This is a genomic window from Chryseobacterium sp. 7, assembly GCF_003663845.1.
Classification (GTDB): Bacteria; Bacteroidota; Bacteroidia; order Flavobacteriales; family Weeksellaceae; genus Chryseobacterium.
The window spans coordinates 1788441-1808122 of the sequence record NZ_RCCA01000001.1 but is presented as its reverse complement, the minus strand read 5'-3'; the positions used below and the strand labels follow the sequence as shown (position 1 = coordinate 1808122).

Sequence of the window (19682 nt, the reverse complement as noted above, 5' to 3'; positions counted from 1 at the left end):
TTTGAGATTACCCAGCTTTTGGTCTTTCTACACTTACCTTCCAGTCATCACCAAAATACGTCTTCATTTCATTGTCCAGTTTTGTTTTTTTATCCTGATCACCTTCATATTTGAGAATCAGCATTGAGGCTACGAACCGCAGGCTGCTTTGTTCTCTGGCTGAAGGCTCCATTACTTTTGCTATATCAAGGCATTTTTCGAAATACCTTATCATTTTATCTTTTGTCAGAACAGTATCATTCAGGGTTCCAATGATCCTGTAACATTCAATAGCCATTGCATACTCTCCTATTTTCTGTGCTGTTTCTGCAGCTTTTTCAAATATTTTTTCTGCTTTGGATTTTTTGGAATTTCCTAACAGGTGGCTTCCATAATTCATCAACATCTGAACTTCCAAAGGTGAATCCTGTTCTAGTTCTTCTAATATCGTTCTGTAAGTATCTTCTGCACGATCTTTTTTCTTATCTGCTGTGTAAGCTTGGGTAAGCATAAAATAGGCAGAGATTTCCCCCTGTTTATTCTTTTGCTCTTTGGCAAGTTTCACCGCTGTTTTAAGGGCATGTTCTGCTTCTTTGAATCTTTCTTTGCTTAAATGATTACTCGCTACAAGAATCTGCTGCTGAAAATCCGTATCCGGACTGTTTTTCTTCCGGTTGGTATGTGCTGCGGTATTCTGCATGAGCTGATGAATATCCACTTCTACCCTGAAACTGTGTGCTGAAGAGATCTGTGGCAATGTTCTATGGGTATGATGCTCTGCCCAGACCAGCTTAATATCCTTATTTTCCAATGCTTCACAGATTCTGCACCATTCTTTCACCCATAGAGCCAGCTCTTCTTTATCACTGATTCTGAGCGGGGCAATATAGAGATAGATCTTGGAGTGCTGAATATTAGGGAAGTTTTTCTTTAATTCCAGTAAAGGATAAAATGCTTTGTAGGCATCTGTTTTAAAGGTCTCTTCCGGATTCTTTAAATTCCATTCCGGAATATTTTCTTCGCTTTTTTTCAGCATTTCGTAGAACTCGGTCCATTCATCCAATAAGATCTGCCCATAAGAATTCATGCCGTTAAATTCCTGATAGTGAAGTAAAAAGACATCATCGCTTTCTTCATCTTCCGAAAGTCTGGATTTGATAAATCCGTCAAAAAGATCTGTTTCGTGCTTTTCTCCTGTACAGATCAGCATAGGTTTTTCTTCGTTCTTTGAAACGACTTTCTGCCATTGTCTTTTCAATTTTACCAACTCCAAATCTACTGGATTCATCTGCTTTTAATTCAGTTTTACAGTTCCGCTTACAATATTTGTTTCACTTCCGCCCCCTATATTTATTTTTCCTCCACTGCTGAGATTGGCTTCGGTGTCACCTCTCATGGAAAGGGTTTTGGTTCCGACATCCAGGGTATCTGATTTAATTCCGATTCCTGAAGTAGGATCGCCGTCTTCAGGGCCTACACCAACTCCAATACTGGATGTTCCTCCCACTCCAATATTGATTCCCTGTACAAATATTTCTTTTCCTTTGATCTGAATATTTCCGTCTTTATCCATATAAAGAGAACTGCTTCCACAGTTGAGGGTGATGGAAATCTTACTGTCTATCGTGATATTTCCAGCTCCATCCAGAAAAACAGAGTTTTGATCTTTATCTTTTACGGTAATTCCTCCGCCGTCATCAAGACTCATGGTATGACCGCTCTTACTGCTTAAACTTTTAATATTATTTCCGGCACCTCCGCCACCGCCAACTCCGCCATGGAACATTCCACCCATCACAAACGGACGGTCAGGATGCTGATGGGCAAAATTGACTACAACCTGGTCACCCACTTCCGGAATGGCCATGAATCCACGGTTTTTGCTTACTTTCTCACTTCCGCCACCATCCGGGGTCATTACCCTGATGTATTCTGTGGTGGTAGAACCATTCTGCCAGTCGAACTGAACTTTCACTCTTCCCTGATTCAAAGGATCTGTATTGGAAATTACTTTGGCAAACTGTGCATCTGCTTTTGGAAAATGAAATTCCGGGCGGGGAATAAATCCTGTGTCAGAAGCAATGGCTTCAAAGGTTCCGGTATAATATCCTCTTGCATCTACTTCATGGCACATATCTACAATCATCAGCTTCGTGAAATACGTAGTTTCACTGCTTTCTGCTTTTCTCATTTCGATATCAGCAATACAGCCCGGATAAAGGAATGGCACTGTTGTAACCCCTGAAATAACAAACACTTCCGAAGCTTTACTTCCTGCGGTTCCTTTCTGGGAATTTTCCACATCCATGAAAGATGATGCTTTTATCGGAGCTACTCTTAATGAAGGCGTTGTAAAGGTTTTCTCTGAAATTTCATATGCGCGTTTAGCAATATCTGAAGTATGATTGATTTTTGAATTTCCTGTGGTTAATTTCTCATTTTTACTGCTGTTATATCCATAAAATGACGGATTTACATGCTGGGCTTTCATTTTTATCTTAACATCACTTACACTGCTTCCGTAAGTCAGTTTCACTGGCTTTTCCTGAGGAGGCAGTTTCCCGAAATGAAGGACTTCCCCATCATAATAAAATTGTTCTCCATAGGCTTCTGCCATTCTTGCGAGATAGTTGTAATGGGTTTCTTCGTATTGTGAACTGTAAGAAACGTTTCCATGTGCTGCATCTACCCTGAAATCAAAGGAGCTTTGTCCTAAACCTTCTTTAATTACCTGATCTGCAATACTGTTAAGACTAATTTCCTGTGCTCCGCCAAAACTCTGAATATGAGGAGCCGCATCTAAAAGTACCGTTGGGCTTGATCCTGTAAGAACAATATTTCCCAGGCTTCCTTTTTCCTGGCTGAAACCTACTTCTGTAATTACCCCTACAAAGTTTCTTTCCGGACCGTCTTCAACGTCTTTATATCTGAAAATCACGGTAATTCTTTTTCCCAGAAAATTCTGAGCTTCTTCCAGATTATGATTTTCTGAGCTTCCTAAAGTATCATGAGCCAGCATAAGATCAAACTCATGATGTTTTACCGCACTTTGTTTTAATTGAAAATGTTTGAAATGTTTGATCACTTTTCCGTCAATTACAATTTCAAGTTTTACTACACGGTTGATTCCCGCTACCTGATTGCCGGGGATGGTATTGGCATTGTAAATTCCGGAAGTGGGCTGTTTGGACCATACTTTGTCTTCTACCAATGTGGGTGGGTTAGGCTGCTTAACCTGATTCATAAACATTTGGGAACCGTTCTGAACCATTCCTGTATAGGCTTGGGCCTGAACCATTTTTTCGGTTGCTTTTTTAACGGTTCCGCTCGATTTTTCCTGTACTTCCTTGGCTGCTTTGCTTACCGCCTGATCTTTCAGCGTTTCTTTTATATTGTTTGCAGCTGGGATTTTATCTTTAGAAACAGGCATTTTGGGTGAATGATCGTCCTGAAACATAATTGTAGTATTTTGATTGATTGGGTGTCAAGTTTTTTAAAGGCTAAAATCTATCTGAAATACATCAGATACATTTTCGTTATCCGATTCTATTCCAAAGAATATAATGCAGATAATGAGCTCAAAACAGGGCATGAATAGTAATTGTAAAAATGTAAAGCAGAAAATGCATCCGCTATACCCCTGTTGAATTCCGGGATTTCTCCTGTATTTATCGTTATAAGATGAAATTTTTAATCATTATTAATTTTTTTGTCATTAGATTGGTGGTATTACAAATATAAAACGGTAATCTCTATTCAAAAAATTTTCAGAAGCCAATCTGAAAATTTGTAGTAGTTCTACGACTTTTTATTTATAATTCTAAAACAAATGATTAAATAAAAGAAATAAATACCTCTTTACCAGACCAATATTCAACAACTTTTAATAGATTAAAACAATAAATTTATCACCTTTAATAGAAATAATTTAAAACAATGCTAAATTTTAACAATAAAAAAACCAGCTATAAATTCATAATTTACAGCTGGTTTATATCTAATAATTCAATAGACGAAATGTTTTTTATTGCTTTCTGAGTTCTGAAACTTTTTTAAGATAAACATCGGTGTGATCCAGAAATTCCTGATCGGTCTGCTGAATTTTAATATGAGGTATAATGCCTTGCCCCCTTTTCTGGTCCGGAAGATTTTGTGCATCCTGAATCACATGAACAATAGAAAATCCTGTCTGAATTCCCGTGTTGGGAAGCTCATAAACCAACGGCAAGTGTCCGTTGTGTTCATAATACCCTCCTACTGTTTCTTTTCCGATTACGATTGCATTGGTATAAGATTTAATCAGTGAAGCCAAGTGTGAAGCTGCTGAAGCTACACGCTGGTCTACAAGAAGATAAAGCTGTCCTTTAAATGTTCTGTCATTGGGCATAATGGATGGGTTTTTATCATCTGCCCAGTAATATTTTCCCTGAACGTCTTTTGGATAAAGCTGTTTCAGATAAGCATTCAATCCGTATTTATCCTTAACTCCGTTAGAAAGAAAAAGTGGAGTTATTACCAATTTTTCTTCCATAGGAACTTCATTAAATTGGGTATAAGCATAATGACTGTCGCGGAAAGGTCTTTGAGTAAGGTAAGAAAATACTTTTTCATAAAGAGCTCCTGTTCCTCCGGTATTTCCTCTGAGGTCTATAATCAGGTTTTCTATTTTCTCACGTTCCAGCACATCCATCATCTGATCAAGAAAAGCACTGAATTTTTTGTAAGCCGGATCTTCTTTTCCGGTTGCAAAATCAAAACCTCTCACAGATAACCGGTATATTCCGGCTCCTTCTTTAGTAAAACTATATTTTTCGGAGAGCAGTTTTTTATCAAAGGCAAGTGAATGTCTGGAATCCTGAAGCTTTTTAAAATTTTCCAATGAGATTCCTGGCAATGAAACTTCTTTTACAGTTCCGTTCCATTGATAGCTGATGACATAGTTTTTGTGGGTTCCGAATTCTATATAAAATTTATCCAGCATACCTCTTTCAAAGCCTGCTGTTTCTCTGTAAGGCATGGAAAATCCGTCAGAAAAATAGTATTCTGAAAAACGGCTGATCATTTCTTTCGCAGGAATTCCGTTGATAGAAAGAATTTCAGCACCTAAAGGTAGTGCTACATCTTTTGAGTCCTGAAGCAGACGGCCGTCAATATTCTTTAAGGTAATAGGTAAATATTCAGGTTTCTGCGTGAGGTAATAAGAAGCGTGGTTGGGTAAATCTGTGTAATTGTGACAGCTTCCTTCAAATCCTGTAACATTGGCTATTACTTTATAAAAATCGAAAATATTTTTGCTGTTTCTGGCGTCTGTTTCTGCCTGCTGGTAAATACTGTCAATCTGTTTTTGAGTTCTGTAGACATATAATCCTGAATTTGCTTTTTCTCTGATAGACCGGAATGTTCTAAGGTCTTCCACAAACTGATCAGGACTGAACTTACCGTCCAAAACAGCTGCATTTTTAGATTCTGTAATAGAAACTTTAGCTGTTTTGCTTTTCTCAACATAGGATTTAGCCCAGACTTTCAGTTCATATTTTTTTCCTTTTTCTGGCGTAAAATAGAATCGTTCAACACTTTTTATCCCTCTGGAATCATCCTGTTCTTTCAGCTTTTTTCCATCTATGAACAACGCAACTCCTAAATTGGCATCTCCGGATTGTATAGAAATCCATGAAGGCTTATGAGACTGAGGAATATATTTTAAAGTATCTCCCGGTTTCAGCTCCGAATTTGTTTGTGCATATGTACTGTTTAACAGCAGTAAAAGAGGAATGATGAAAGGTCTGGCCATTATTATTTTTTGAATGGGCTAATATACAAATTAACCTCAGCCGACTGAAAATTATACGACAATTCATCAAATTACTATAATTTTATACTCATTTTCTGGACTTCTTCTGCGGAAAATCCGTAAATCTGGGGTGTTTTCACATTTAGAAGATTCAGGTAAATATAGATTTCCGCTCTGTGATGAATTTCATGTTCTATCATCGCACGAAGCCATTTCCAGATAGAAATTTCATGATTGGCAGGGGTTAAACATTTGCGGGTAAGATCTTCATCAGAAAGTCCGCCAATGATTTCCAAGGTCTGGCAATGCATTTCATTGAAAAATTTAACGGTATCTTCATAACCGCCAGCCAGCTCCTTTCCACATCCCGGATAAGCACTTTGCTTTCCGGAAATGGTTTCTCCGTACATATACCGTTCTATAGTGGCAATATGTCTGATCTGATCTCCAATGGTAAATTTTCCCGGTTTATAGGTGAAATCAATGTGTTCAGGAGGGACCACTTCTATAATCCGGTTGGTTCTTTCTCTTATTTTTTCATAATAATCCAGGAATGATTGTACAGTTTTTATTTCCATATCTATTAGGCTTTCTGATTTTTTTGTAGAGTGAATATAAGAATTCTAAAGACAGAACTTTTTGGTTTTCATTATAAATGATTCATAAAACCGAAAAAAATCCCGAATAAGTGAGTATAAAATTTGGAAACTTAGTAAATATCCAATATTTTAGTTAAAAAATAACCATGATGAAACCAGGACTTTGTTTGTGCATTATTCTATTGTGCTTTAACAAGATCAATGCTCAGTCGGCAAAAATTGATTCTGAAAAGCTTCTTGAATATTATGAAACACAACGTTATGCTGATGCTGCAAAATATCTTCAGAGTATTTATCCGGGAGGCACACAGGATATAAAAGCCCTTTCACAAATAGCTTACTGTAATATGATGGCTGGTAAACTGCCGGAAGCAGAAAATAATTATCAGAAAATCAATACCATACAACCAAATAACGTGTCTACTCTATTCAGCCTTGCCAGTATTAACTCCAGGCGTGGCAATGCGTCTAATGCCAAAGGATATCTTCAACAGATTATTGAGCTGGACAGTCTCAATTTCAGTGCTTATAAGCAGCTTGCTGCCTATGCAGACACTCCTGAATCTAAACTCAATTATCTGAAAAAAGCCAATTCCCTGAACAACACAGATTCTGATGTAGCCTATGATCTTTCTCTGACCTACAGCGGTATGAAACAGTTTAAACCTGCTTATGATGTGCTGAAAACCGCCATTGCTTCTGATCCTGAAAACTTCATTTTACAGCAGGCTTTATTACCGGCTGCCAATCAGCTGGGCAATTATACAGAGGTCATTGAAATTGGGGAAAAACTTCTGAAAAACCATGCTGATGTGAATGTAATGAATGATATGGGACAGGCTTATTTTTATGTAAAAGATTATCAGAAATGTATCAGCCTTTATAAAATGCTGGAAGAAATGGATGTACAAAACGAAGGTACATTATACTTCATGGCATTAAGCTATCGCGAACTGAAAGATTACAATAATGCTGCGATCTATGCGCAAAAGACAATTGATGAAGCTATTTCTGATCATACCACTCTCTATTACGCTGCACTGGCGGGGATTTATGAAGCTAAAAATCAGTATAATGATGCGGTGACGGCTTATAAGAGAGGGTTAACTTTTGGGACAAGCAATATTATTTATTATCGTTTGGGACTTCTTTATGATCTCAATCTGAAACAGCCGAAAAATGCTTCAACCTATTATCAGCTTTATCTTAAAAACAATCCTGATCAGGAAAAGGAAAAAGAGCAGATTGCTTATGCTAAAGGCAGAATTCCTGGTTTAAAATAATCTATAATTTGAAATATTTTGTGATCAGAGATTGGAATACACACTTCAAATCCAACCTGTTTTTTTCCTCCAAACCGTATACTCAGGATCTTTTTGGTCTATTTCCGGAATCTCTTCAGGCTCCGGAATGTTGTTGATTTCCTCTTTTGAAAGCAGAGGCAGATCTACCTTGCTGCGTTCTTCGTTTAGGTTGTCTTTATTTTCTACAGGATAGATGGTTCTTTCAGCAGTCAGCTGTGTTCCGTATTTCTGTGGCTTGCTTTGAAAAACCTGAATCCTGTCATATAAATAGGCTTTATTAGCAGGATTAATATCACCAACACTCTCTTCCATCATAATGCAGCACTTTTTCATAAATTCAGGCTCACCAATGGCATGCTGGATAATCAGCCACGCGGCATTGCTTGCTTTTTCACCCACTTTTGAGATGGTAGGATACCCTATTTCCGATATAATTTCCCGAAGGCGTTGTGCATTAGCCCTATGAATACTTTCCATTTCAGGATGATAACCTCCGGATAATTCTCCTGCTTTTAACAGCTTTTCTCTGACTGACAGATCTTTGTCAGCCAATTCAATGAGTTCTTTTTCAAAAGGAAGATGTTTCATATTATAAATGATAATTGATGAATGAGGAATGATAATTGATAGATGAGGATGATGGACTTGATTTATTTTCTAAAATAATTGAATATTCTGCAGCCTTATTTATTATTGTTAATGACATTTTTATAAGTATTGATACGGTCTTCTTCCCGATGCATATTACATAATATCAGGAGATTATCCGTATTATATTTTTCTGAAACCTTCTGCAATTTTTGATTGACTGACTCTGGAGTTTCTATGATAATCCTTTCCAAAATGGTGAAAAACTCTTCTTCATCATGAGTTCCCAAAATCCTTTGCTCTATTTCTTCAGCAGGAAGAACGGCATTGGGGCTGGCTAGCTGCCGTGACTGTAAAAACTGATATGCCATGCCATAAGCATTCCGTTTGGCCTGATCCAAAGTTTCTGCCACCGATACCGCCACTGCAATCTGTAAAGAAGGCTGAGAAAAATATTGAGTATCATTAAACTCTCTGAGATAAGCTTCCGTGTTTTCTATTCCGTTCCCGCTGTTCATAAAAGCGGCGAAAGAATATCCAATCCCATGTTTTGCAGCTTCTGTAGCAGAGGTCATTCCTGAACCAAGCCACATGATTTCAGGGATGTGTTTTACATGGGTGGGCTGTGCAATCAATCCGTCATAAACACCTTTTTCATCTTTTATAAATTGAATAATCTCTTCAAGTTTCGTTTCCATATTGGATAAAATGACAGGTTTATGATTATTCAGGGCCATCACCGCATCTTTCAATCCTCCGGGGGCTTTACCCAATCCAAGGATAAAGCGTTCGGGATATAAGGTTGACAGCATTTTGGTCCATTCCGAGATCTTATAGGCAGAATAGTTTCGCATCATAATGCCGGCTGTTCCTATTTTAATCCGGTTGGTCTTGCTGAGTACAATAGCAGCTAATAATTCAGGGCTGGAACTTCCATAGGCTTCTACTCCATGATGTTCAGAATACATGATACTGTGAAAGCCCATTTCTTCAGCTAATAAAGCAAGATTGATACTGTTTTCCAATGCAGCTGCTGCACTTCCTCCCATGGTGGTGGGTGACTGGTCTAATATCCCTAATTTCAGCTTCATACTGTTGAATCAATTTTAGGTGAAGGTATGAAATAAAGCTTTATTGAATGGTGAAATATCCGTTTATCATTCTTTAGGCGGAAACACAATTCCCCCCTCTTTGATCAAATCATAACCAAAATTCATAATGGTTTCAATCACAGGAATTGCTTTTTTCCCTTTCTCTGTAAGACTGTACTCCACTTTCGGCGGGACTACAGGAAACACTTCACGATGGATCATGTCTTTAGCTTCCAGTTCGCGCAGCTGGCTGGTCAGCATTTTATCTGTAATATGCGGAATATCTTTTTTAAGCTCACTGAAACGGAGAGGTTTCTCCTGCAATCTCCACAGAATAGGCATCTTCCAGGTTCCTCCGATATGACTTAAAGCAAATTCAATAGGCGTATAATACAGTCTTTTATCATGGAAAAATTGAGGCATAGAAATCTTTTTTTATAGATAACCTTTCAAAAAGGTAAGTATAGAACTAAAAGGTAAGTATATAGTTTTCTGATAGTCTATTCTGCAAATTTGCAAAAAAATAATGATAATGAACAAAAATCTTTATGTGCTGGCACTGGGTGTTTTCGGAATTACCACTACGGAATTCGGAGTTATTGGAGTATTACCAGAAATTGCTTCAGTTTTCCATATCCCAATCGAAAAAGCAGGATGGCTGCTCAGTACTTTTGCATTAATTGTTGCTGTTTTTGGGCCTTTTATGCTGATGATATTATCTTCATTCAAAAGAAAGAATCTGCTACTTTTGTCTCTATTTATTTTTGTTGCCGCCAATATTCTTTCTGCCTGTATTACCAATTTTTATCTGCTTCTTATCGTAAGAATGATTCCTGCATTTTTTCATCCGGTTTATTGGTCTATTGCACTGTCGGTCGCAGGACAAGCTTCAAATATTAAAGACAAATCCAGGGCTGTAAGCATTATCTTTTCCGGTCTTACGCTGGCAACGGTAATGGGAGTTCCGCTGGCTACTTTTATGTCTGATTTCTTTTCCTGGCAGTCCTCTTTCCTGCTTACTGCATTAATTAATGTAGTAGCGCTGGCAGGGGTTTGGATCTATTTGCCGGAGATTCAAAATATAAGTGGAGATTCAAAGGGTTTCCCAACTAAAATATTTCACAACAAACAATTATGGATTAGGCTCTTCCTAGCGTTTTTCACTATTGCTGCTATGTATTCTACTTATGGATATATGGCTGACTATCTAAAGAATATAACCCAAATGGACGGCAAACAAACCAGTCTTATGTTTTTCCTGTTTGGAACGGTTGGAATTGCGGGAAACAAAATTGCGGGAAAATATATGAGCAGATTTCCTTTCCAGACAACTCTTTTGTTTTTAATTCTATTATCAGGAATTCATTTGTTAATAGGACATTATGGAAATCAATTTCTACCTATGATATGGATTATCGGATGTTGGGGGCTGGTTCATTCCGGAGGCTTTCTGATCAGTAATATGAATGTCACTTCTTCCATTTTCGGTTCTTCGGAGTTTATCAATAGTATTTTTACTTCCTGCGGGAATTTTGCTGTAACAGCGGGTACTTTATTTGGAGGATTCTGGATTGGCCGTTATGGGATAGAACACATAATTTGGTCAAGCATTATAGGATTGACTCTCGCTCTTATACTGGTACTTATCAAAAGGAAGTATACAGAAACTAAACTTTAATATAAAAAAGAAAACCTTCCTTATTCCGGAAGGTTTCTTACTTTATAAAGATGATTATGCACATCTGATATCAGCACAACCGCCACCACCTCCGTTTCCGTTTTTGTAATAACATGCTGATGTAGGGCATCCACATGCTATACAATCACTTTCTGCTGGTGGACGACCTCCTGTGATTGTTTTTAAACTTTGTCTCGCGATTTTCTTTAGATTTTTCATAATAAATAAGTTATTAGTTTGAAAAAGTAATTTAATAAAAAAATCATTGAACAGGTTTGATTCCAATTGTTAAAGTTTTATTTTTCTTAATATATAATATAAAAGAGTCAGTGATAAAGCTCCACCCATAATGATCAGCCACCAGTAAGGCAAAACCCAGAGTACAAAATATTGTATGGAATTAACCAGATAGAAAAACATATTCTCCGAAGGATAAACCTGTCTGAAGGCAGAATCTGTAAGCCCCAGAATATAGGCTAACAAAGACAGTATCATGATGTTTATGATGAACACTTTGAGTATATTTTTCTTCATAACTCTATTTTTAAAGTTTTCTAAAAATCATATTTTACGTCTCTTCTGAAAAGCTCTGACACCCAAATAAATCAATACTATCAACATCTGAAAGGCCGATAAGACCAGTAGAAAAAACCACCATACAAGCCCGGCACCTCCACTACTGTCGAATATAAAATGATAATATAATACAGAATTGTACATGCAAAACAATATCATATTGACGATGCCGAATTTTTTATTATGCTTAAAAGATACAATAATAAGCAAAAGACAAACTATGGAAGCGGTATATAAAAGCTGGTTATCACTCATTTACAATCAAACTATCTGTTCCCAGTTTTAAACTTGATAAGAAGCTTCTCGTCTTTCAGAGAATAGCCCTCTTTGGATCTGAAACTTTTATTGGTAAGAAAAAATTCATATTCTTTATTAGGCTTAAGATTTACAGCCAGGACCAATGTTTTATCATTGTTTTCCATTCCAATAACTTTGGTGATCGGCATATATTCTTTTCCTTTTTCTGAAAGATCGAAAGAATAATATTCCGGTACCATTTCTTTTGAGAAAGTAATCCGTATTTCTTTTGTATCAGGGTTTACCGTTGCAGAACCATTGGCTGGATCCATTTTAACAACAGCTGGCGAATTTTTACGGTATTCCTTCATCAGATCTTTTGTTTTTTCTTTAAAAAACTTAGATTTCGTAAGGAAATTTTCTACCGCTTTATCATTGTTATAGTTCAGCTCAATGATTTCTTTGATGGCCTGCTTTTTATCTTTAGCATTTTGGTAATACAATTTACTGATCTCATATCCTACGTAATATCCTAAATCTGCACTTTCTCCTTTATCTCTTCCATTGTAAAGCCAGCTGGCAAAATTTCCGGTGAACATTTCTTTTTTAAACAGATCTTTCACTTTATCTGCATGAGCGGTTCCATAAGATAAATATTTCCTTTCCATAGGTTTATTCATCACAAGCTCAGCAATCAGGTCGCATGATCCTTCTTTTATAGATTGATTTAAAACCCTTCTGCGGTCCCCCACCTGCTGGGTATGGATATATTCATGGATATTGAGAGAAACGATATCATCCAGTGACTGCTCAGCAAATACTCCTTTCAACCATTCATCTTTGAATTCTGAAACATCTGTAGACGGAAGTCCTGTAGCAAGTTCAGCTCCTACCAATACCATATTTCCACTCACTGTTCCCCCGGAATTCAGACCGCCAATGGTAAAATACATTTCAGCATCTTTAAGTTCAGGATATATTTCTTTTAGCTTGACAACACTGGCTTCCAGTTCTTTCGTTTTGGTTTTTACCGTCAAAGTATTGGGTCTTACGGAATTCCAGAATTTTGGATATTTATCAATGATTTTTACGTATACACTATCATTATAGTCTCTGGCTTTCATAAAAGCTTTTAATCCTTTTGTAGCTTTATCGGTATAAAGTCTTTTTATCAGATCGAGTTTCTGGGAGTGATTGTCTGTCTTTTGAATACTGTCATAAGCCACCCAAAAATGATCAATATCCGAAGTAAAAATTTTGGCCGGTTTCTGAGAAAAAGCACTTGAAAAAGTAAGTAAAAGGAATAGTGATGAGAGGTGTTTCATGATTGTTTTTAATACCACAATGATACATACAATTATTATATTTTGCAACCCTCATTTTATAGCGTAAACACGGCTCATTTTAAAAGCTTAGAGACGGCAAAACCAGCTTAATAACTCCAACAAAAAGGAATTAAAATATGTATTTTATCATTTATTTATATCAATTCCAAATAATTTTAATTCTTTCCATTTTATTGTCACAAATATTTAATACTTTAGCTTAATAATTTGAACGAATGGGAATAATCCTTAAACCAATTGATATTGTAGATGACATTTCACAAGAAGATTTCCGTGAAAAATATCTAAAGCCATGTAAGCCAGTGGTAATCAAGAATATGGCAAGAAAATGGCCTGCCTACCAAAAATGGACGATGGAATATATGAAAGAAGTAGTAGGAGACGTTGAAGTTCCCCTTTACGACAGTTCCAAAGCAGATCCTGCCGCTCCTATTAATACTCCAACGACGAAAATGCCTTTTAGCGAGTATGTAGACCTGATTCAAAGAGAGCCTACTGATCTGAGAATCTTTTTCTTCGATCCTATAAAATTTGCACCCAAACTTCTGGACGATTATGTTCCGCCAAAGAATCTGATGGGAGGATTTTTAGATAAATACCCGAGTATGTTTTTTGGAGGTAAAGGCTCTGTGACTTTCCTTCATTATGATATTGATATGCCACATATTTTCCATACCCATTTCAATGGAAGAAAGCATGTTTTATTATTTGAATACAAATGGAAATCAAGACTTTATAAACTTCCTTATGCTACTTATGCACTGGAAGATTATGATATTGCCAATCCTGATTTTGAGAAATTCCCGGCATTGGATGGTATCGAAGGCATCGAATGCTTTCTGGAACACGGAGACACATTATTCATGCCTACCGGCTGGTGGCACTGGATGAAATATCTGGACGGTTCTTTCTCTATTTCTCTGCGTGCATGGGACAAAAGCTGGGCCGTAAAAGCACATTCTCTTTGGAACCTTGCTGTACAGCGCAACTTTGATAACTTCATGAAAGGACGATACAAAAAAAGGTATATGGACTGGAAAGAAAGAAAAGCGGTAGAAATAGCGAATAATGCATTAAAAAGAGGACTTCCTAAATAACAGGAAGCAATTCTTATATAAACAAGGAGCGGATGGTTAATGATAATCATTCGCTCTTTTTTATTCGTGGATTTATTTTGTAAATATCATTCAAAATTTAATTAAATTGCATCATACGTTCCCCAATACCCGTGTATATGTTTGAAAAGTTGATCGATAGCTTTGAGAAGCTGTGTCTGCAGATTATTATTGAAATATTATTGGTTCCGGTAACTATTTTCAAATTGTTTCAGGATCCCCGCCGCTGCTATGATCTTTCTGTACACGAGATGGAAAAAGAGGAAACAGAACGTTTTCAAGACTACCTCTCTCCTATCAAGCTTTCCGTTTATACCTCTGTGATTGTCTCCGTACTTTTAATGGATTATGGTGGTGAACACAATATTATTTCGAAGATCAAGGGGCTAAGCATGGTGGAAAAAGCTCTGTTTATATTCCTGATGAATAATATTACTGCAGTCCTCTTCAGTGTTGCTCTATTATGGTACAAAAAAGAGAAAATCAATACTGCAGCTTTCCGAACCCTCCTGTTTTCTTTCATTTATACAACCGTGTATACTTCTACTCCATTTTTTATATTAATCAGTTCTGCTATGTTTTTAGGTCAAACCTTAAATGTAGAATCTTATCTGGATCACCTTGGCAAGGCAACTGAATATGGAACAAGAGATTATGTGTTTCTTCTGGTCTTCATGGTCTTTCTCATCATTGGAATCATCGGGATTTTTAAACTTTTCAAAGCATTACATTATATTCTGAAGAACAATTTCAGTTACCATCCTTATGTAGTATGGTTTTTTACGGTACTTTTCTTTGTGATACAGCTTTATTATACCCGGGGGTTTATTTAAAATTAATTCTATTTTCAAACATACCAGTCTGTTTATTTTTTACATTTGTAAAAATTTTATACAATGCTCAAACCTCGCGAAAGAATACTAAATACAGCAATGGTTCTCTTCCATAAGCAAGGTTACAACAATACAGGCATCAACCAGATTATTGATGAAGCCAGTGTTTCCAAAGCAAGTTTTTACCAGCATTTTAAATCTAAAGATGATCTTTGTATTGAATTCCTCAACAAAAGATATGACTATTGGGTTTCCGGGCTGGAACAATTCACAGCAGAAACAAAAACCGTACAGGAGAAATTTCAAAAATCTTTTGATTTCCTGATTTACATGAATGAAAGAGAAGATTTCAGAGGATGCAGTTTTCTGAATATTTTGTCAGAAATTCCTGCAGAGAAGGAAGAAGTTCACCATGTGATCCGTACTCATAAAAATAAGCTGAGAGAAAGCTTTAATGAAGTGCTTCAAAATGATATGGTTTCAGCTCATATTTATCTTCTTTTTGAAAGCGCCATACTTACCAGCCAGCTTTACAGATCGAATGAACTCATCGAAAAATCTAAAGTTATTGTACAGGATATATTGAACGTCTCCTATTAATCCTTCAGCTATGCATATTCCTGATCTTCATTCTTTTTTAAAAACTGATCTTCATTTATTAACTGAAGTTATTTATCCTGCTAAAACCATCCTGCTGGAAGAAGGAAAAGTTTCAGATAAGATGTTCCTTGTAAAAAATGGAGCTTTAAGAGTATTTTTCTATCAGGATGGAAAAGAACTTACATTGGATTTTATAACAGAAAACCAGGCTGTTTCATCCTTTGATAGTTTCCTGAATGGTATTCCCAGCGATTTTGTCATTGAAACACTGGAATCTACTACAGTGTATGAGCTTCATACTGATACTTTTCACACACTCATGGAAAATCCGGAATTTCAGCATGCTTTTCATCCACTTTTTTACAAACGTTTCAGCGAAATCAATAAAAGGCTCATCTCCTTCATTAAAGATTCTCCTCAACAGAGATATGAACAACTTCTCAAAAACAGGCCAGAGCTTCTGCTCCGCTTCCCACAGCATTATATTGCCTCTTATCTTGGAATAACAAGTGTTTCATTGAGCAGAATACGCAACCGTAGGTAATTTCTTTACAATTGTTATCGTTCAGTCATCAATCTGTAAGGTAATTTTGTTTCAAAATAATAAAGTTATGAAACATTTTATCCAACAGGTATTTAAAGAGGTATTAGAAAATCCGGTATTTGATGAATTATTAATTGAGAAATATTTTTCAAAAGAATATATTCAGCTTGTAGATCATTCTCAACTGAATTATGATCAGTTTGTCCTACATATCAAGAAACTCAAAGAAAAAGTGACAGAACAAAAGCTTGAAATCATCAGTTATGCTGAAAACGGCAATATTATATTTACCAACCACATAGCAAAATCCGCACTAAAAGATGGAAGTGAAGTTGTGCACAAGGTACTGGCAGAATTTACCATCCACAATCATCAGATTATACGGTGTGATGAATTGACTTTACTCGTGGAAGGAGATAAAACTGCAAAAAATTTAGGATCCGAAAGGTAATGAATCACTACGTATTTCCTTTTAACAAACAGTTTCTATATTAACAATTCTTAAGAAAACCTTAATTTTCTCTTCAACTTCTTGTCCAAACAGACGTTTAATTTTGTTACGTTTTTTAATCTAATCCAAAGAAAGTGAAGAAAATTTTTACATCTGTTTTATTTTGTGCTTCCCTGTTTTTCTATGCACAAACCGGATCTCTTTCCGGAAACATCAATGACGATTCTAAAATTGCTCTGCCAGGAGCCAAAATATCCTTAAGTCCGGGAAATATTTATACCACATCAGATGAACACGGAAATTTCGTATTTCTCAATGTTCCCCCTGGAAGCTACACCATGAAAATTGATTATCTGGGGTATGGTGTGCATGAATATAACGTTACGGTAGAGCCTGAGAAAAATACCCGCCAGAATATCGTTTTCGATAAAAAAGAAACGTCTATTGCAGAAGTTGTAGTCTCCGGAGCTACGTTGAAAAATCAGGCAAGAGCTTTAAACAAGCAAAAAAACAGTGCCAATATTACCAATGTGATTTCCTCGGATCAGATCGGCCGTTTTCCTGATGCGAATATAGGAGATGCTTTGAAGAGGGTTCCGGGAATAACAATACAAAACGATCAGGGTGAAGCCAGAAACCTTATTATCAGAGGTCTTGCCCCAAATCTTAATTCAGTTACGCTGAATGGTGACAGAATTCCGTCTGCGGAGGGAGATAACCGTAATGTACAGATGGATTTGATTCCTTCTGATATGATTTCCACCATAGAAGTTAATAAAACCCTGACTCCGGATATGGATGCTGATGCTATCGGTGGTTCTGTCAACCTTATTACAAGGGCTTCCCGAATGGGCAGAGAATTTCTGCAACTGTTGCAGGTGGTTATAATCCTATCCGTGAAAAAGGAAATTACACCGCCGGATTTGTGTACGGAAACCGATTTTTAGACAAAAAATTAGGAGCTGTTTTCAGTTTCTCCTATAACAACAACAATTTTGGTTCGGATAATATAGAACCTGTATGGAGCCAGGCAAATGATCTTGCACAAACTGTTTATGTAAGCAAAATGGGTGTACGTTATTATAATGAACATCGTATCAGACACAGTTTTGATCTCAATATGGATTATGAATTCAATTCCAAAAACAAGATCTATGCTTCTGCCATGTACAATTTCAGAAATGATAAAGAAACCAGACTGGCTTTAGGATATAAAATAAAACCTGTTTATAATGCCGATGAAACGGAGATTACAGACTGGAAAGGCAGTATTACAAGACAAAATAAAGGTGGTGATGCTGATAACGACAATACCCGTCTGGAAAAACAAAGAGTTCAGAACTATGCTTTAAGAGGAGAACATTTATTAGGTTCCAAAGTAGATCTGGACTGGTCCGTAAACTATGCTATTGCTAGTGAAGACAAGCCTCATCAGCGTTATATAGAGTTTGAAAACAGCAAGATGAACTTTTCTCCAGACCTTAGCAATCCTGAAAAACCAATGTTCAACCTTCTGGCAGCAGACAATCTGGGCAGTTATAAATTGAGCGATCTTTCAGATGCCAACAACTTTACACAGGAAAAAGAATTGGGAGCAAAAGTGAATGTAAGGTTTCCGTTTTCGGTGATTGATGGCCAGAAAGGACGTCTTCGTACAGGTTTCCGTATGCGTTTGAAGAAAAAGGAAAGAGAGAATGATTTCTATGCTTTTACACCAATCAACAGTTTGGGAAGCCTTTTATCTGTACCAACGATCAATCTTGACGGCCAAAACTTCCAGGCTGGAAATTATGTTCCGGGAACTTTTGTTGATCCTGCTTTTCTTGGAAGTCTGGATTTATTCAATCCCAATTTGTTTAAAGGTACCCTGAAACCAGAAGAATATCTTTCCAGCAACTACAACGCAAAGGAGCAGATCTATGCAGGTTACATCCGTTGGGATCAGGATTTTAATGACAAATTATCAATGATTGTTGGAGCTCGTATTGAAATCACCCAGATTGATTATACCGGAAATTATGTGATGAATGAGAAAGATCTGGTAGGACAAATCAATAACACCAATACGTACACCAATGTACTTCCGAATATCTCCTTCAAATATGTTCCAATGCAGGACCTTGTACTTCGTGCAGCATTTACTACAGCCCTTGCCCGTCCGAATTACTATTCACTGGTTCCGTATCTGAATGTTATCTCAGAAGATGAGATTGTTGCAGCCGGAAATCCAAACTTGAAAGCGACCTATGCTTATAATTTTGACTTCATGGCAGAAAAATATTTCAAGTCTGTCGGGATTCTTTCCGGAGGTATTTTTTATAAAAACCTGAACAATTTTATTTACACCTATTCCAAAAGAAATTATACAGCCAATGACTTCGCCAATGATTTTGCAGGGCAAACCAACCCGATTCCTGCCGGAGAAAGTAACTGGAAATTCACCCAGCAGCGTAATGGTGACAATGTAGATATCTATGGTTTTGAAGTCGCTTTACAAAGACAGCTTGATTTTATCCCCGGAGCCTTCTGGAAAGGTCTTGGTGTCTATGTAAACTATACTTATACCAAATCCAAAGCAAAAGGAATTACCAATGAAGATGGTGTGGAAAGAACAGATGTAGGACTTCCGGGAGCAGCTCCTCATATGTTCAACGGATCGCTTTCTTGGGAGAACAAACGTTTTTCAGCCAGAGTTTCCATGAACTATGCTTCTCATTATATTGATGAGCTTGGCGGTAAAGCATTTGATGACCGTTATTATGATAAACAATTCTTCCTTGATGCTAATGCTTCCTACAAAATTACAAGCCAGCTGAGAGTTTTTGCAGAAGCCAATAATCTGACCAATCAGCCGTTAAGATATTATCAGGGAATCCAAAGCAGAACCGCTCAGGCTGAATATTACAGACCAAGGTTTACAATGGGGGTGAAATTTGATTTTTAAAATAAA

Annotated in this window: 17 protein-coding genes and 1 pseudogene; 8 read left to right on the top strand and 10 right to left on the bottom strand. The window is 36.8% G+C overall.

Features of this window, described 5'->3' with window-relative positions; genetic code table 11:
• Positions 1–7: 7 nt before the first annotated feature.
• The 4 genes from CLU97_RS08275 to CLU97_RS08260 form a co-directional block, all read right to left on the bottom strand.
• Positions 8–1267: a tetratricopeptide repeat protein gene (locus CLU97_RS08275; RefSeq protein WP_121487511.1), complete on the bottom strand. Its 1260-nt coding sequence runs from the start codon at positions 1265–1267 to the stop codon at positions 8–10.
• A 6-nt stretch (positions 1268–1273) separates the two neighbouring features.
• Entirely contained in the window at positions 1274–3436 is a 2163-nt protein-coding gene (locus CLU97_RS08270; protein WP_121487510.1) for a type VI secretion system Vgr family protein, read from the bottom strand.
• 567 nt (positions 3437–4003) lie between these two features.
• Positions 4004–5770, bottom strand: coding sequence for a S41 family peptidase (locus tag CLU97_RS08265; RefSeq protein WP_121487509.1), 1767 nt, complete (start codon positions 5768–5770; stop codon positions 4004–4006).
• A 74-nt stretch (positions 5771–5844) separates the two neighbouring features.
• On the bottom strand, positions 5845–6348 hold the full coding sequence (locus CLU97_RS08260) for a DinB family protein (RefSeq protein ID WP_121487508.1): 504 nt from the start codon (positions 6346–6348) through the stop codon (positions 5845–5847).
• A gap of 167 nt (positions 6349–6515) precedes the next feature.
• Between CLU97_RS08260 and CLU97_RS08255 the strand changes: the two genes are divergently transcribed.
• Positions 6516–7652 carry a tetratricopeptide repeat protein gene (locus CLU97_RS08255; protein WP_121487507.1) on the top strand — a complete coding sequence of 379 codons (1137 nt, stop codon included), beginning with the start codon at positions 6516–6518 and terminating at the stop codon, positions 7650–7652.
• Positions 7653–7697: 45 nt separating this feature from the next.
• Here CLU97_RS08255 and CLU97_RS08250 read toward each other — a convergent pair whose 3' ends face one another.
• The 3 genes from CLU97_RS08250 to CLU97_RS08240 all read right to left on the bottom strand — a co-directional run bounded on the left by CLU97_RS08250 (position 7698) and on the right by CLU97_RS08240 (position 9775).
• Positions 7698–8261 carry a DUF6624 domain-containing protein gene (locus tag CLU97_RS08250; protein WP_121487506.1) on the bottom strand — a complete coding sequence of 188 codons (564 nt, stop codon included), beginning with the start codon at positions 8259–8261 and terminating at the stop codon, positions 7698–7700.
• Positions 8262–8356: 95 nt separating this feature from the next.
• A complete protein-coding gene (locus CLU97_RS08245) occupies positions 8357–9352 on the bottom strand; it encodes an MsnO8 family LLM class oxidoreductase (protein WP_121487505.1) in 996 nt (331 codons plus the stop codon).
• Between the two features lie 66 nt (positions 9353–9418).
• Positions 9419–9775 carry a winged helix-turn-helix transcriptional regulator gene (locus tag CLU97_RS08240; protein ID WP_121487504.1) on the bottom strand — a complete coding sequence of 119 codons (357 nt, stop codon included), beginning with the start codon at positions 9773–9775 and terminating at the stop codon, positions 9419–9421.
• 109 nt (positions 9776–9884) lie between these two features.
• Between CLU97_RS08240 and CLU97_RS08235 the strand changes: the two genes are divergently transcribed.
• Positions 9885–11030: an MFS transporter gene (locus tag CLU97_RS08235; RefSeq protein WP_228437577.1), complete on the top strand. Its 1146-nt coding sequence runs from the start codon at positions 9885–9887 to the stop codon at positions 11028–11030.
• Between the two features lie 54 nt (positions 11031–11084).
• On the opposite strand, the gene CLU97_RS23640 is transcribed toward CLU97_RS08235, so the two are convergent.
• The 3 genes from CLU97_RS23640 to CLU97_RS08220 form a co-directional block, all read right to left on the bottom strand.
• Positions 11085–11249, bottom strand: a complete 165-nt coding sequence (locus CLU97_RS23640) for a bacteriocin-like protein (RefSeq protein WP_183084539.1) — start codon at positions 11247–11249, stop codon at positions 11085–11087.
• 69 nt (positions 11250–11318) lie between these two features.
• Positions 11319–11564 (bottom strand): hypothetical protein, encoded by a 246-nt coding sequence (locus CLU97_RS08230; protein WP_121487502.1) that lies wholly within the window; start codon positions 11562–11564, stop codon positions 11319–11321.
• A gap of 308 nt (positions 11565–11872) precedes the next feature.
• Positions 11873–13168, bottom strand: coding sequence for an Ig-like domain-containing protein (locus tag CLU97_RS08220; protein ID WP_121487501.1), 1296 nt, complete (start codon positions 13166–13168; stop codon positions 11873–11875).
• A gap of 236 nt (positions 13169–13404) precedes the next feature.
• Between CLU97_RS08220 and CLU97_RS08215 the strand changes: the two genes are divergently transcribed.
• The 6 genes and pseudogenes from CLU97_RS08215 (at position 13405) to CLU97_RS08190 (ending at position 19676) form a co-directional block, all read left to right on the top strand.
• Positions 13405–14286, top strand: a complete 882-nt coding sequence (locus CLU97_RS08215) for a cupin-like domain-containing protein (protein WP_121487500.1) — start codon at positions 13405–13407, stop codon at positions 14284–14286.
• Positions 14287–14423: 137 nt separating this feature from the next.
• Entirely contained in the window at positions 14424–15137 is a 714-nt protein-coding gene (locus CLU97_RS08210) for a hypothetical protein (RefSeq protein WP_121487499.1), read from the top strand.
• Positions 15138–15200: 63 nt separating this feature from the next.
• The gene (locus tag CLU97_RS08205) at positions 15201–15737 is read left to right on the top strand and encodes a TetR/AcrR family transcriptional regulator (protein WP_121487498.1); all 537 of its coding nucleotides are present in this window, start codon (positions 15201–15203) and stop codon (positions 15735–15737) included.
• A 10-nt stretch (positions 15738–15747) separates the two neighbouring features.
• Positions 15748–16281 carry a Crp/Fnr family transcriptional regulator gene (locus CLU97_RS08200; RefSeq protein WP_121487497.1) on the top strand — a complete coding sequence of 178 codons (534 nt, stop codon included), beginning with the start codon at positions 15748–15750 and terminating at the stop codon, positions 16279–16281.
• A 67-nt stretch (positions 16282–16348) separates the two neighbouring features.
• Positions 16349–16732, top strand: a complete 384-nt coding sequence (locus tag CLU97_RS08195; RefSeq protein WP_121487496.1) for a hypothetical protein — start codon at positions 16349–16351, stop codon at positions 16730–16732.
• Positions 16733–16866: 134 nt separating this feature from the next.
• Positions 16867–19676 (top strand): annotated as a pseudogene (locus CLU97_RS08190) (TonB-dependent receptor).
• The last annotated feature ends 6 nt before the right edge of the window (positions 19677–19682 follow it).

Excerpts from the sequence above, each read along its gene's own strand:
- CLU97_RS08275 (WP_121487511.1), bottom strand. The coding sequence starts at position 1,267 with ATGAATCCAGTAGATTTGGAGTTGGTAAAATTGAAAAGACAATGGCAG.
- CLU97_RS08270 (WP_121487510.1), bottom strand. The coding sequence starts at position 3,436 with ATGTTTCAGGACGATCATTCACCCAAAATGCCTGTTTCTAAAGATAAA.
- CLU97_RS08265 (WP_121487509.1), bottom strand. The coding sequence starts at position 5,770 with ATGGCCAGACCTTTCATCATTCCTCTTTTACTGCTGTTAAACAGTACA.
- CLU97_RS08260 (WP_121487508.1), bottom strand. The coding sequence starts at position 6,348 with ATGGAAATAAAAACTGTACAATCATTCCTGGATTATTATGAAAAAATA.
- CLU97_RS08255 (WP_121487507.1), top strand. The coding sequence starts at position 6,516 with ATGATGAAACCAGGACTTTGTTTGTGCATTATTCTATTGTGCTTTAAC.
- CLU97_RS08250 (WP_121487506.1), bottom strand. The coding sequence starts at position 8,261 with ATGAAACATCTTCCTTTTGAAAAAGAACTCATTGAATTGGCTGACAAA.
- CLU97_RS08245 (WP_121487505.1), bottom strand. The coding sequence starts at position 9,352 with ATGAAGCTGAAATTAGGGATATTAGACCAGTCACCCACCACCATGGGA.
- CLU97_RS08240 (WP_121487504.1), bottom strand. The coding sequence starts at position 9,775 with ATGCCTCAATTTTTCCATGATAAAAGACTGTATTATACGCCTATTGAA.
- CLU97_RS08235 (WP_228437577.1), top strand. The coding sequence starts at position 9,885 with ATGAACAAAAATCTTTATGTGCTGGCACTGGGTGTTTTCGGAATTACC.
- CLU97_RS23640 (WP_183084539.1), bottom strand. The coding sequence starts at position 11,249 with ATGAAAAATCTAAAGAAAATCGCGAGACAAAGTTTAAAAACAATCACA.
- CLU97_RS08230 (WP_121487502.1), bottom strand. The coding sequence starts at position 11,564 with ATGAAGAAAAATATACTCAAAGTGTTCATCATAAACATCATGATACTG.
- CLU97_RS08220 (WP_121487501.1), bottom strand. The coding sequence starts at position 13,168 with ATGAAACACCTCTCATCACTATTCCTTTTACTTACTTTTTCAAGTGCT.
- CLU97_RS08215 (WP_121487500.1), top strand. The coding sequence starts at position 13,405 with ATGGGAATAATCCTTAAACCAATTGATATTGTAGATGACATTTCACAA.
- CLU97_RS08210 (WP_121487499.1), top strand. The coding sequence starts at position 14,424 with ATGTTTGAAAAGTTGATCGATAGCTTTGAGAAGCTGTGTCTGCAGATT.
- CLU97_RS08205 (WP_121487498.1), top strand. The coding sequence starts at position 15,201 with ATGCTCAAACCTCGCGAAAGAATACTAAATACAGCAATGGTTCTCTTC.
- CLU97_RS08200 (WP_121487497.1), top strand. The coding sequence starts at position 15,748 with ATGCATATTCCTGATCTTCATTCTTTTTTAAAAACTGATCTTCATTTA.
- CLU97_RS08195 (WP_121487496.1), top strand. The coding sequence starts at position 16,349 with ATGAAACATTTTATCCAACAGGTATTTAAAGAGGTATTAGAAAATCCG.